Annotated in this window: 11 protein-coding genes; 7 read left to right on the plus strand and 4 right to left on the minus strand. The window is 51.7% G+C overall.

What is annotated here, in order from left to right:
- Positions 1–238: 238 nt before the first annotated feature.
- Positions 239–421 carry a hypothetical protein gene (locus tag ACQE3Y_RS07955; RefSeq protein WP_250651415.1) on the minus strand — a complete coding sequence of 61 codons (183 nt, stop codon included), beginning with the start codon at positions 419–421 and terminating at the stop codon, positions 239–241.
- Between the two features lie 403 nt (positions 422–824).
- On the opposite strand from ACQE3Y_RS07955, the gene ACQE3Y_RS07960 reads away from it, so the two are divergent.
- Both ACQE3Y_RS07960 and ACQE3Y_RS07965 read left to right on the plus strand, forming a co-directional pair.
- Positions 825–989, plus strand: coding sequence for a general stress protein (locus ACQE3Y_RS07960; protein ID WP_085068825.1), 165 nt, complete (start codon positions 825–827; stop codon positions 987–989).
- A gap of 316 nt (positions 990–1305) precedes the next feature.
- Positions 1306–1782 (plus strand): ferritin-like domain-containing protein, encoded by a 477-nt coding sequence (locus ACQE3Y_RS07965; protein ID WP_250651414.1) that lies wholly within the window; start codon positions 1306–1308, stop codon positions 1780–1782.
- Between the two features lie 48 nt (positions 1783–1830).
- On the opposite strand, the gene ACQE3Y_RS07970 is transcribed toward ACQE3Y_RS07965, so the two are convergent.
- Both ACQE3Y_RS07970 and ACQE3Y_RS07975 read right to left on the minus strand, forming a co-directional pair.
- Positions 1831–3222, minus strand: coding sequence for a hypothetical protein (locus ACQE3Y_RS07970; RefSeq protein ID WP_426981348.1), 1392 nt, complete (start codon positions 3220–3222; stop codon positions 1831–1833).
- Positions 3215–4138 (minus strand): alpha/beta fold hydrolase, encoded by a 924-nt coding sequence (locus tag ACQE3Y_RS07975; RefSeq protein WP_426973934.1) that lies wholly within the window; start codon positions 4136–4138, stop codon positions 3215–3217. Before ACQE3Y_RS07975 ends, ACQE3Y_RS07970 begins: the two co-directional genes overlap by 8 nt.
- Positions 4139–4831: 693 nt before the next feature.
- Between ACQE3Y_RS07975 and ACQE3Y_RS07980 the strand changes: the two genes are divergently transcribed.
- From ACQE3Y_RS07980 to mqo, 4 genes are all read left to right on the plus strand, one after another.
- Positions 4832–5074: a DUF1158 family protein gene (locus tag ACQE3Y_RS07980; RefSeq protein ID WP_250651411.1), complete on the plus strand. Its 243-nt coding sequence runs from the start codon at positions 4832–4834 to the stop codon at positions 5072–5074.
- A gap of 1176 nt (positions 5075–6250) precedes the next feature.
- Entirely contained in the window at positions 6251–6646 is a 396-nt protein-coding gene (locus ACQE3Y_RS07985; RefSeq protein WP_426973933.1) for a YgiW/YdeI family stress tolerance OB fold protein, read from the plus strand.
- A gap of 45 nt (positions 6647–6691) precedes the next feature.
- Entirely contained in the window at positions 6692–7087 is a 396-nt protein-coding gene (locus ACQE3Y_RS07990) for a YgiW/YdeI family stress tolerance OB fold protein (protein ID WP_426973932.1), read from the plus strand.
- 352 nt (positions 7088–7439) lie between these two features.
- A complete protein-coding gene (mqo, locus tag ACQE3Y_RS07995) occupies positions 7440–9059 on the plus strand; it encodes a malate dehydrogenase (quinone) (protein WP_426981350.1) in 1620 nt (539 codons plus the stop codon).
- A 95-nt stretch (positions 9060–9154) separates the two neighbouring features.
- Here mqo and ACQE3Y_RS08000 read toward each other — a convergent pair whose 3' ends face one another.
- Positions 9155–10456 carry an SLC13 family permease gene (locus ACQE3Y_RS08000; RefSeq protein ID WP_426981352.1) on the minus strand — a complete coding sequence of 434 codons (1302 nt, stop codon included), beginning with the start codon at positions 10454–10456 and terminating at the stop codon, positions 9155–9157.
- A gap of 147 nt (positions 10457–10603) precedes the next feature.
- On the opposite strand from ACQE3Y_RS08000, the gene ACQE3Y_RS08005 reads away from it, so the two are divergent.
- On the plus strand, positions 10604–12994 hold the full coding sequence (locus ACQE3Y_RS08005) for a phosphoketolase family protein (RefSeq protein ID WP_426981354.1): 2391 nt from the start codon (positions 10604–10606) through the stop codon (positions 12992–12994).
- Positions 12995–13020 lie beyond the last annotated feature (26 nt).

The raw sequence follows: 13020 nt of genomic DNA on the forward strand, positions 1-13020 counted from the left end.
TTACGCCAATTGAGCCGATAAATTATTTTTGTTTATTACGCAATTAGCTAAAATAGTTAATCTGCTAAATTATCCGGTTAAGGCCACGTTTTCCGGATACGACGAGGCAAAGGCGTAAAGATAGCATTGCTGCTTCACAGAGACCTGGTGAAAGGCACGTCTCTCATGAATCAAAGAGATGTAAAACAGAGAGCCTGCTCCGGCGCCAGCAGCGTGGCCGACGCCGGTAAAAATCAAATTAACGTACCTGAGAGGAGGCATTCACAGGTTCGAAGGCATGACAATGCCGCCGTAGCCACTGCGCAGAGCGAAAAACCGCGCCGCCGTTACGGAACAGCAGCCAGGCCACTTTACCTTTCTTCAACACGATAAAGGATCCCAGATGGGGAAGCTCACGGGATCGTAACCATGTGGTATTCATCAGTCATCTCCTCCGTTGTGAATTAGCTTGCTGAATAATTAAAGACCAAACAAAACGAAACGGCCTCCTTTTTTTCACTGATCCGACCTGCGGAAAGCGCGTTGTGATCCTGAGCCAGGAAGAGTTTATTATGGGTAGCCGCAGAGGCTTTTCTGCGTTTCTGGCATTAACAGACGAAGCGCCAGATATATATTTCAGGCGTCATTCATAAAATATAACATTTTTATTTACCCGTTATGTAACGCGAACTTATGCTCTATAAAACGTCATAAGGAAAACTTTTAGCTGCCATCGCCTTGCAATATCATTCTCAACCGCTAAATTTAAAAACGTTGGATGCGCATATATTTATCGCCCACTGATAAATATATGCATTCTGTTAATACACACGAGGAGAAATAATATGACTCAGCATCGTGGTGGTTCAGGTAACTTTGCAGAAGATCGTGAAAAAGCCTCTGAAGCCGGTAAGAAAGGCGGCCAACAAAGCGGCGGTAACTTTAAAAATGACCGCGAAAAAGCCTCTGAAGCAGGCAAAAAAGGCGGACAAAATAGCCGCCGCAGCTAATTTAAAACCGGGTAACTCCCTGTAAAAATTAGTTAACCCGTAGTGCGCGCTGGCGTACTGCGGGTAAGTGTGTTACTTCTTGCGCCCGTTCTTTTTTCTCTGCTTTATCGCCTTCTTTGTATCAGCCTATTCCCTGCCCTTTATTAATAAGCCAGGCAGCGCAGACTTTATTTAAAACAAGCGGGGCGGTAGCAGCAGGATGAATCCTAATCTCATCATTCTGCCGTTGCAGTTGTTTATTTTTGTCTATACTGAAATTAACAGGGCAGCCACCCCTGAACTTATAAATTATTATCCTTTGGTTATGGAGATTACGATGAGTATTAAAACGCTGGAAGAGATGTTTATTCACGATCTGTCTGATGTTTACAGCGCTGAGAAGCAAATTAGCCGTGCCCTGCCAAAAATGGCGCGTGCCGCTAGCGATGAGAATCTTATCGAAGCGTTCAAAACTCATTTGGAAGAAACCCAGGGCCAGATCGAGCGTCTTGATCAGCTGGTAGAAGCGACCCCTGAAGTGCGTATTAAGCGTATGAAATGTCATGCGATGGAAGGCCTGGTAGAAGAAGCGCAGGAAATCATCGATTCCGTCGAGAAAGGCGTGGTGCGTGATGCTGGCCTGATCGGCGCAGCACAGAAAGTGGAACACTACGAAATCGCGGCTTACGGCACGCTGCGTGCGCTGGCACAGAAGCTGGGCTATACAGAAGCGGCTCGCCTGCTGGAAGAAACGCTGCAGGAAGAGAAAGCCACTGATGAAAAGCTCACCCTTATTGCTGAAAAAGCGCAGTAATTGTTGAGTAGCAGTCAGGTCACAGGGCCTGACTGCTCATCTTGTTTCTCAGTTATGTAGCAAACACTCCACCTGAAATTTTTCCCCGTAACGCTGTACGCCCGCTAAAAATGTTTCAGTCGTCAGCGGTTCCGGCGGCGGTAACAGCGGCGCTCTCTGTTTCAATTCCTCATCAAAACGCGATAACGTTGCGAAATCACGCGGGAAGCGTTCCGTATCAACACCGACAAATGCGCCTTCATCGGTAGCGTAATTCAACAGCTGTTGCCAGCGTTCAATCGAAGCCATCCCGATACTTTCCGTGCCGTGAGAAAACAGCAGCAGATCGATATTACGGAACCGAGGCTGACGCTCAAGATAGCGCTGTAGTGAGCTGGCAGAAGGCTCAGTACAGAAGGTCAGCCAGAAAGGAATCGCATATTGCTGCATGGTGGTCCAGGGATCCATTAACAGGAAATTATCCACCACCAGCCGCGAAGCGATCACGCCTGCCGAAAGATACCAGTCACGATAAATTTCGGCAGTCACAAAGCTCAGCGCTTCCGGGTTTTCATAACGCAGCTCTACCAGTTTCCAGTTCTGGCTGTTCGCCAGTTTTTTCAGCTCGGCCATCAGGTGCGCATCAAACCCCCACTCTGCCTCCGGTACGGTAACGTCCGGCGCAGGCGGCTCCCATTTTTCACGTTCAACGCCGTTACGTGCCAGATATTCCATTACTCGTGGCCCGCCAGAGAAATATTCCTGCTCCGTTGCGCCCCCTACCGCTCCAAATTGATAAAAAGAGCGATCGCTGGTACGCGTGGCAGGCCACTGCTGCGTACAGTGATTGATTACCAGCGTTCCGCCTGGCGGCAGCGCGCTAAGCAAAAACTCATGATATTCCAGCGGCAGTTTACGGTGCTTTAAACGGAAATAGGACATCTGGTCCAGCATCAAACGATCCTGATTCGGATCCTGCATATGATGAACCGCCAGATGGGGTGAGGCCGCCAGCAACGCATCGGTAATCGGCTTGCCGTCCGCCATGCCTTTCTGTGCATCATCCGGGTCGTTGTGCGATGAACGTACCGGACACAAAAATGTTTGCGGCAGCCAGGGCACGCCCATCGCCGCCGCCAGATGTACCATCGCGCCGTTAGAGGAGCCGACAAAAGCGGCCTGATACTGCTGCTGCGGATATTGATTCGCTACCCAACGCGCGATGCCTTCAATATCCAGATGCTGCGCCTGACTTAGCGTAATGCCTTCAGCCATACCGCCAAGCGCATAGCCCCATTCACGGACGCGCTCAGGCAGTAAATTCAACGCCGGCAGCATGCGATCCAACGTAGGCGACTGGCTTGGGCTGCTAAAAGGGCGCTGATGTAGCGCATTGCTGAGCGCCATTACCATCGCTGCCGAAGAGTCAAAGCGGGCAACGCCTTTTGGTGGTTTACTCATGGTTTTCCTGCTCCTTCTGCACGCGAGCAATAAAAGGTCGGATAGCGCGGCTGTAGCTCCACGGGTAAACGTAGTGCAGCGTATGCGTACCTTGCGGGATGGTCATCAGCTCGCCACGCGGCAGCAGCGCCACCATCTCTGTGACCCAACGAGCGGGCGAAACCACATCAAACGATCCCCGCACCACCAGCGTTGGCGCTTTGATATGTGGCAGCCGCTGCTCGATGCGATCGCGCATCATGAGGCGCATGGTATTCATGGCGCGCCAGATACCCGCTTTGGCATAATCGATACGGCTAAGCGCGGCGGGAGAACGATGCGCTTCCCGTCGGCCATTGATCCAGTCGCGCCAAATTTGGCGCAGCAGCGTACGGTTATGACGATCGACAGTAGGCCCTTGCAGTACCAGCCCGGCAACCGCTTCAGGATGCGCAACCGCCAGCGCAGCCAGCACCTGGCATCCCATAGAGTTGCCGATAAAAATAGCGCGCGACAGCTGATTTTGCTGCATCCACAGCCATAACGCCTCTGCCAGTTGATCAACGCTTAACACCGGCTGCGAGGCCGGAAGCGAACTGCCGCCAAAACCGGGCAGATCAGGAACCAGTACGCGATATTCCCAGCCTAATGCCAGCGCCAGGTCTTCCATGGCACGCCCGGACAGCACCAGACCATGCAACAAAACCACCGGCAGGCCAGGGCGGCTTTCTGGCGTTACGCGGGTAAACATTCGCCACGGCCCGACTTGCTGGTAATAGCCCGCCAGACCTGCCTGATGGCTATGAATGCCCACCGGCGGCGTCTGCTGCCATTTACGCCATTGCTTAACAAATAGCGCCGTCCCGGCCACTGCTGCGGCCATACCGAGAAGAAGTGTGCGGTTATTCGGCCCGCGCCTCCGGGTTGCTCTCTTCATCAGCTGCTCTCAGGTTAGGGATACCCGCTAAGTTTAGGCGTTAAATAACGCTTCGCCTTGTTTGCCGGGACGCTTAATCAGAACGGTTGATAAAAATGTGCGGCGGTTATCAACAAAGGGCGTTTAAGAAACAGGCTGTAGGCCGTTGTCAGCGCAAAACTTTTAGCGGTGAAAACACCGCCGATAAGGCGATTGGATAAGAGCGAAACAAAGCTGGAGACAAGAAGAATGAAGCGGAAGGATACATAAAGCGGGTTTGATAACCATCGGTCGTTCCCTGGCCGCGGTTATCGAGGGTGTTAGTGCGGCGCTGCCGTTAGTTCAGCGCGCCGGGCGGCACATGCTTAAAGGTTTCAACATAAGCGCGAAACACATACCGAAAGAACTTTTTCATAACCCATGACCTGCTTAACTTTTGTTGAAAAAAACAACGAAAATTATAACGGCAGCGGTTTTTTTCAGCAACTTTTTTTGAAGCGGCTCACAAAATTGCCAGCGATTATGCAAAGCCTGACTTAAACAAAAGCTAAACGAATCCTGATTACAGGTCTTTTTTCAACGTGGGTTATCACACAAGCCATTGATTTAATGCTGAAGATATCCACCCTGCGCCATGATGACCACGCCAAACATTGAACCATCATGCTGAATCCCGGAGAATGAACGTCTCTTTTTCTTTTTGTCCTGAATTCCATGAAATCCACTTTTGAAAACTGGCTGGCGCCAATGAGCATTCTGCTGCTGGGCTTTCTCTCCGCGCTGTTATTGCCTGCGCCCTCTCCGGGTCCGCAGTTTACTGCCCGTATGATGTCGCTGTTTCATTTCAGCGATCTTAATCAGTTTTATACCTTTGTGCTCTGCCTGTGGTTTTTGCTGCTGGGCACGATAGAGTTTTTTGTGCTGCGCTTTCTCTGGCGTCGCTTTGGTAAGGTTTAAGCGTTCTGTTGTCTCGTCAGCTTTATAATTAACTGGCCCAGGAAGTAGACGGCCGAAGAGGCCGTCAGATAAGTTGTTTTCTTTCTCGCAATCAAAACCACTATTTAAAAATAGTGGAATTAATGCACCAAAAAAATAATCTAAAATTATTATTTCACAATCATTAAATGAAAACATAAAATATTAAAACCTCGAATTATTTTATTTCAAAACAACCATTAAGCAGACAAAGAAAAGTATAAATTAACTATATGTAAAACTATTTCTTTATTTTTATAGTTGATCTCAAAAAAAGATACATTAAATATTAACAACATACAAAGGTAATTTATGAAATGAAAAGAAAGTTGTTTTTATCATTCTTTAAATACTCCATTTTTTCGCAACCATACTCATTGTGTCTGGGTGTTTTCATTATGGTTTTTTTGAGAACATACCCAGGAAAGTATGTTACTCAGTTATAACAGCTATGGTTTTTGTAATATTAAAACCATTGATAACAAGGAGATCAGACTAATGAAATGACTAAACCGTGAAGAAACTCAACTAGCTTCGGGCGGAAGAGATGCATCCCAGGCGGTAGGCACTCTTATTGGAGGATTGTTAGGTAATATGTCAAAATACCACATGGTGGGCTTTATGGCTCAGTGATAGGGGCTATTTAGGCGCAAAAATTTATGACAGCGCAAGAGAAACGATTGTCATTCCCCCTGATGTTAAAATTGATTATATAAACAATGGTCGCCCCTGGGGAACAATCAATATACCAACTTCTCCTGTATGGCATTCATCATGCAAAAGATGGCATGATGTTTTTTCAAGTCAGGCACCATGCCATTTTACAGAAATATCGCATTAAGCGGAATCAATTACTGTGACTTACCATGCGTTTTCTTTATTCAAGCGACTATATTTATTTTTTAAACCAATCCGCGTTATTAATACCGCTGTAAACTTGAGCGCTGCTCAACGTTAATCATTGCCTGGTTATGCCTGTGATTTCAGCTGCCAGGCATGCTGTAACACTGCCGCCCGCTCCGGACAATTTTCCTAAAGTTGTGCAATATCAATGCGGCCGTACGCTGATTTCCCCCGATTTCATCAGACTGTGCCAGGCTTATATCCTGCAAAGGCATATTTCGCCTGGCCCGAACGGATGGTTATTAAGGAGAATGTATGGCTAAAAAATTGACTATCGCCGCTCTGATTGCCCTTTTCACGCTGCCGGCTTTTGCCGAAGATAGCGGCGGCTACAAAAGCGGCGAAAAACCGCCGGAGAATCAGGACAGCGGTTATAAAGGAACGGAAGACACGACCTCAGCGCGGCTTGAGCTGGTAAAAACAATGCGTGACGGCGCCTGGGTAACGGTTGAGGGTTATATCGTTAAGCAGAAAGACGCTAACCGCTATCAGCTGCGCGGTCACGGCGATCAGACTATCGATCTGGTTATCCCGGAAAAGGTCTGGGCAGGGAAAACCTATGATGCCAAAGACCAGGTGCGCCTGAACGGTCGCGTACGTCAGGATGGCGAACGTCGCTGGATTGATGTGCAGCAGCTGGGCGACCCCTGATAGCGCAGCGGTAATTCATGTGGTTAATGACCGCAGGAGATGGCAATGAATAAAATCCTGACGCTGTGTCTGGCTACACTGCTTGCCGCACCAACGCTGGCCGCCGATGGCGGCTTTAATCCGGACGGCAAAGCACCGCCGCCGGAAGATCAAAAAGATGGCTACCGTGCAGTAACAGATAACCAGCAACTGAATACGGCTCATCAGCTGGCACAGCTTTCTACCGGAACCTGGGTAACCCTGCAGGGCAACATTATCCGGCAAACCGGTAAAAAAACCTGGGAGCTGCGCGATCGCACTGGCACCGTCCAGTTACAGATTGACGACGGCGTCTGGCAGGGGCAGGAAGTGAAACCGGATGATTTGATTTCAGTTAACGGTACTTTACTGCGCTACGGCAAAAGCCTGCTGATTGACGTAAAAAAATTACATCTGCTTTAACACTCCGCTCTCCTGTTCCCTTGCTGTAAAAGCAAGGGAACGCTTACCTACATCCCTTTTCCTCTGCTGTTAGCTAAACAATTTTTGTACTGTTAGGCTAAGAAGTGTGAAGCTGATCGCTTCAGCGTGTTTAAAATTCAAACAACCTTTAAAGTTTAAACAAATTATTCAATTTTATTACGAGAATGTTATATTTCTCAGCACGCCTATAACGTGTGGTTAACCCATGCCGTTCGTGCGGTTATGTCACTCGCTTTTTTAGTTATGGAAAGAGAGCAACCCGCCTGACAGAAGCTGGACGCTCTCGCCTGCAATTACCTGTTGAGCAATCAACAGACGGAGATGTCGCCACATGCGTAAAAAAGCATTGCTTCTGGCGCTGTGTATGAATGCTTTCGGCCTAAGTAAGCATGCAGTAGCAGAAGATAAAAAGGACGTCGATGTACTGCTCATCGGCGGGGGAATTATGAGTGCCACCCTGGGAACCTATCTTCAGGAGCTGGAACCAGACTGGACTATCGAAATGGTAGAGCGTCTGGATAACATCGCAGAAGAGAGCTCAAACGGCTGGAACAACGCCGGTACAGGCCACTCCGCGCTGGCGGAAATGAACTATACGCCAGAAAAAGAGGATGGCTCTATCGACATCAGCAAAGCCATTGAAATTAACGAATCCTTCCAGATTTCTCGTCAGTTCTGGGCCTCTCAGGTACAGAAAGGCGTTCTGCACGATCCGCGCAGCTTTATCAATTCTACCCCACATATGAGCCTGGTCTGGGGCGAAGAAAACGTTAATCTACTGCGTAAACGTTATGAAGCGCTGCAAAAGAGCACGCTGTTCCGTGGCATGGAATACTCTGAAGACCACGAACAAATCGCTAAATGGGCGCCGCTGATGATGCAAGGCCGCGATCCGCAGCAGAAAGTGGCCGCCACGCGTATTGATATCGGTACTGACGTCAACTTCGGAGAAATCACGCGCCAGCTGGTGGCATCAATGGGGAAAAGCCCAAACTTCAGTCTGAAGACCCGTCACGAAGTGCGCGATATTGAGCGTAACGACGATGGTAGCTGGAACGTTACCGTTGCCGATCTCAAAAACAACGGCGCAGAGCGCGTGATTAGGGCGAAGTATGTCTTTATTGGCGCTGGCGGCGCGGCTCTGCCGCTGCTGCAGAAGAGCGGCATCCCGGAAGCAAAAAACTACGCTGGCTTCCCGGTAGGTGGCTCCTTCCTGGTAACGGAAAATCAGGAAGTCGTGAAGCAGCATCTGGCAAAAGTGTATGGTAAGGCTTCGGTTGGCGCGCCGCCGATGTCCGTGCCGCATCTGGATACCCGCATGCTGGATGGAAAACAGGTTCTGCTGTTTGGCCCCTTCGCCACCTTCTCGACCAAATATCTGAAACACGGTTCCCTGTGGGATATGTTCGGCTCCATCACCCTCAGCAACCTGATGCCGATGGTACATGTCGGTCTGGATAACTTTGACCTGGTGAAATATCTGGTCGGCCAGCTGATGCTGAACGATGACGATCGCTATGCGGCGCTGAAAACCTGGTTCCCGCAGGCGAAAAAAGAGGACTGGCATCTGATCCAGGCAGGTCAGCGCGTGCAGATCATCAAAAAAGATGCAGAAAAAGGCGGCGTATTGCGCCTGGGCACCGAAGTGGTAACCTCTCAGGACGGCACCATTTCTGCTCTGCTGGGCGCATCGCCAGGCGCTTCTACGGCAGCGCCAATTATGCTGAATCTGATGCAGAAAGTGTTTAAAGATAAAATCGCTACGCCAGAATGGCAGACGAAGCTGAAAGAGATGATCCCCTCTTACGGCCAGAAACTGAATGGCAATATCAGTGCCACCGAGCATGAGCTGGCGGAAACCAGCCGCATCCTGCAACTTGATTATTCGCCGATGACGCCAGCCGCCGCTAATGACGAAACGTCTCACGCCGCTGCAGCGGCAGGCAAGTAAGCCTTAACGTTTCAGATCGGTGCGCTATTCAGGGGCGGCAGCAATGCTGCCCCTTTTTTAATCGTATCAGCCATACAGCCAGAACTTTATCGCTGTTATAAATAGCCCAGCATTCGGAACCAGCCGTAATAGAGCGGCAACAATACAACGATGCTGACCAGCGCCACCAGCAGGCAAAGCCTGAGACCGTCTCGCGCTGACACATTGCCTAATCCCATCGCCAGTACAATCGGCGAGGCCTGATAGGGCAGCAGCGGCGTGGCGTAGGCCAGCACCTGAAGCATAATGACACTGCCTAACGGAAAACCGGAAGCGGTGGCGAAACTCTGCGCCATCGGCGTAAACATCGCCGGGACGCCGTTAGCGGTTACCACAAAATTCAGGACGCTGGTTAAAGCGCTCAGCGAAATGAAATTCACGAAAGGCGTGGCGGGATCAAGCGGCGTAATGTCCAGCAGCGCCTGCGCGATAATGTTGCCGAGGCCAGAATCAACCACCACCGCCGTCACGCCTAAAATGGCTGCGACATACAAACAGGTTCGGAAATTAACGCCGCTGGCGAACGCGTCGCTGGAAATAAAGCCCACGCGCGGCAATAAGCAGAAGCAGGCGGCGCACAGACCGATCCAGGCGGGTGAAATGCCGTGCTGGCTGTCGGTCATCCACAATATCAACGTCAACAGCAGCAGGATAATCAGACGCCACGCCTTGCCACTGAGGGCAGGCAGGCGCGCACTATGCGTCACCGCCTCAGGCCGTGCCGGAAACAGCCAGCAGATGCACAGCGTTAATATTACCCCTTTCAGTACCCCCACCACCGGGGCCTGTAAAAACAGCCACGGCATATAGCCCAGATGGAGATGATAAGCGGTTTCCGCCGCCCCGCTCATGACCAGATTTGGTACGTTGGCGGGCAGAATGCTGGCAGAGAGCTGAAAAGTGCCAAACCCCACCGCCAGCGCCAGGCCAACCCAGCCGCGGCTGCCCTCTTTTATTCCTGCCTGCTTTGCCAATGCCCCGATCACCGGCATCAGTAACGCAATACGGCCCATATTAGAGGGCATCACAAACGCCAGCAGATAGCTGATAACGATCGTTCCGCCTACCATGCGCGGCCAGCTGGCGCTTAAGCGCGGTACCAACGCATGTGCCAGCCGATCGGCCAACCCTACTTTGCGGATCGCCACGCCCAGAATAAAACCGCTCAGCACCAGCCAAAAGGCAGATGAGGCGAAGCCGCCAAACACGCTGGCTGCTGGCGCAATGTGCAACATCATTGCGGCGGCGAAGAACAGCAGTGCAGTAATGAATTCCGGCAGGCGCGCACTGGCCCACAGCAGAATCGTAACGGTAACCACCAGTGCAGTTAGCCACAGGTGAGAATCAGAGATAAGCACAGCGCAGCTCCTTGCCAGTACGCTAAAAAGCCTGATTTTTGGCTGATTAAGATTTCTTCTAGTAGGGTTAAAGAGTATTGATTTTCATTTCGCCCGGGTAAAGCGCTTCCTGGCCAAAATTGTGATTGTCGTCACCGGAGGAAAAGCATGACGAATGCACCTGATATCCAACAAGAACTCCAATTGCTCGATCGCTACTGGCGCGCCGCTAACTATCTGTCAGTGGGCCAAATCTATTTAATGAACAATCCCCTGCTGCGCGAGCCGCTACAGCCTGAACATATTAAACCGCGTCTGCTGGGTCACTGGGGCACCACGCCCGGCCTTAATTTTATCTATGCGCACCTTAATCGCGTTATCCGCCATCGCGATCTGGATATGATCTATATCTGCGGGCCGGGCCACGGCGGGCCGGGCATGGTGGCGAATACCTGGCTGGAAGGCAGCTACAGTGAGATCTATCCGGAGATCAGCGAAGACGCTATCGGCATGCAGCGACTGTTTAAGCAGTTCTCCTTTCCCGGCGGTATTCCCAGCCACGCCGCGCCGGAAACCCCAGGCTCGATTAACGAAGGCGGCGAGCTGGGCTATTCCCTGTCACACGCCTTTGGCGCGGTGTTCGATTATCCCGATCTGATTGCCGCTTGCGTGATTGGCGACGGCGAAGCGGAAACCGGCCCGCTCTCTTCCAGCTGGCACGGCATTAAATTCCTCAACGCCGCCCGCGACGGCGCCGTGCTGCCGATTCTGCATCTCAACGGCTATAAAATTGCCAATCCGACGCTGCTTGGGCGCAGCAGCGATGAAGACCTGCATCAGCTATTCAACGGCTACGGTTATGAACCGCTGTTTGTCTGCGGCGACGAGCCAGAGAAAATGCACCGGCAGATGGCGGAAACGCTGGATAACGCCTGCGATAAGATCCGCGAGTATCAACGCCGCGCCCGCAGCGGCGACGCGCCGGAAGCGATCCCGCGCTGGCCAATGATTATTCTGCGGAGTCCGAAAGGCTGGACCGGCCCGAAAACGGTAGAGGGCAAAAAGGTTGAGGATTTCTGGCGCGCGCATCAGGTGCCGGTCTCTTCCTGCCGTGAGAATCAAGAGCATCGTCAAATTCTGGAGCAGTGGATGCGCAGCTATCAGCCGGACGATCTGTTCGATGAACAGGGCAGGCTGAAGCCGGAGCTGCGTGCGCTCGCCCCGCAGGGGGAAAAGCGCATGGGCGCATCGCCTTATGCCAACGGCGGACGGCTACGCCGCGAGCTGGATACGCCTGATATCCGCGAGTTTGCCGTGAAGGTCACCACGCCTGGCGAAAAGCAGGTGCAGTCCACCGAAATTCTGGGGCAATATCTGCGCGCGATTTTCCAGCGTAATAAAGATAATTTCCGTCTGTTTGGCCCTGACGAAACCGCATCCAACCGTCTGGGCGACGTGTTCGACGTTACTAACCGCACCTGGATGGAGGAAGTCAGGTCTTACGATGAACAGCTGGCGCGCGATGGCCGGGTCATGGAGATCCTGAGCGAGCATCAGTGTCAGGGCTGGCTGGAGGGCTATCTGCTGACCGGACGTCACGGCCTGTTTAACTGCTATGAAGCCTTTATTCACATCATCGATTCGATGTTTAACCAACATGCGAAGTGGCTGAAAGTCACGCGCAAGCTGCCGTGGCGCGAGCCGGTATCCTCGCTGAATTATCTGCTCTCTTCTCACGTCTGGCGACAGGACCATAACGGCTACAGTCACCAGGACCCTGGCTTTATGGACCATGTCGCCAACAAAAAAGCTGATATTGTGCGCATCTATCTGCCGCCAGACGCTAACACGCTGCTGTGGGTAGGCGATCACTGTCTGAAAACCTGGGACCGCATTAACGTTATCGTGGCGGGCAAGCAGCCGGAGCCACAGTGGCTGACCATGGATCAGGCTATCAAACATTGTGAAGCGGGTCTGGGAATTTGGTCGTGGGCAGGCACTGAACAGCCAGGAGACGAGCCGGATGTGGTGATGGCCTGTGCCGGCGATGTACCTACCATGGAAACCCTGGCGGCAGTGGATCTGCTTAAAACCTGGTTGCCGGAGCTGAAAGTTCGCGTCGTCAACGTAGTAGACCTGATGGCGCTGCAAACCCAGGATCAGCACCCGCACGGCATGGAAGATGCCCAGTTTGACCAGATATTTACCCGCGATAAACCGGTAATCTTCGCATTTCATGGCTATCCCAGCCTGGTTCACCGGCTCACTTATCAGCGCAACAACCACCATAACTTCCATGTGCGCGGCTTTATGGAAGAAGGCACCACCACTACGCCGTTCGATATGACGGTGATGAATGAACTGGATCGCTATCACCTGGCGCAGGAGGCCATCCAGCGTATTCCATCGCTAACAGGCAAAGTGGATCACATCCTTGACGCGCTGGCAGAGAAAATTGCCGAACATCATCGTTACGTGCGCGAACATGGCGAAGACTTGCCGGAAGTACGCAACTGGAAATGGCCATCGCAGCAGGGCAGCAGCGACGTGCCGGAATAATCTTTGCGCGGCCTCCTGCGTGGGGC

It is taken from the genome of Pantoea sp. FN0305, assembly GCF_050113845.1.
GTDB lineage: Bacteria > Pseudomonadota > Gammaproteobacteria > Enterobacterales > Enterobacteriaceae > Mixta > Mixta alhagi.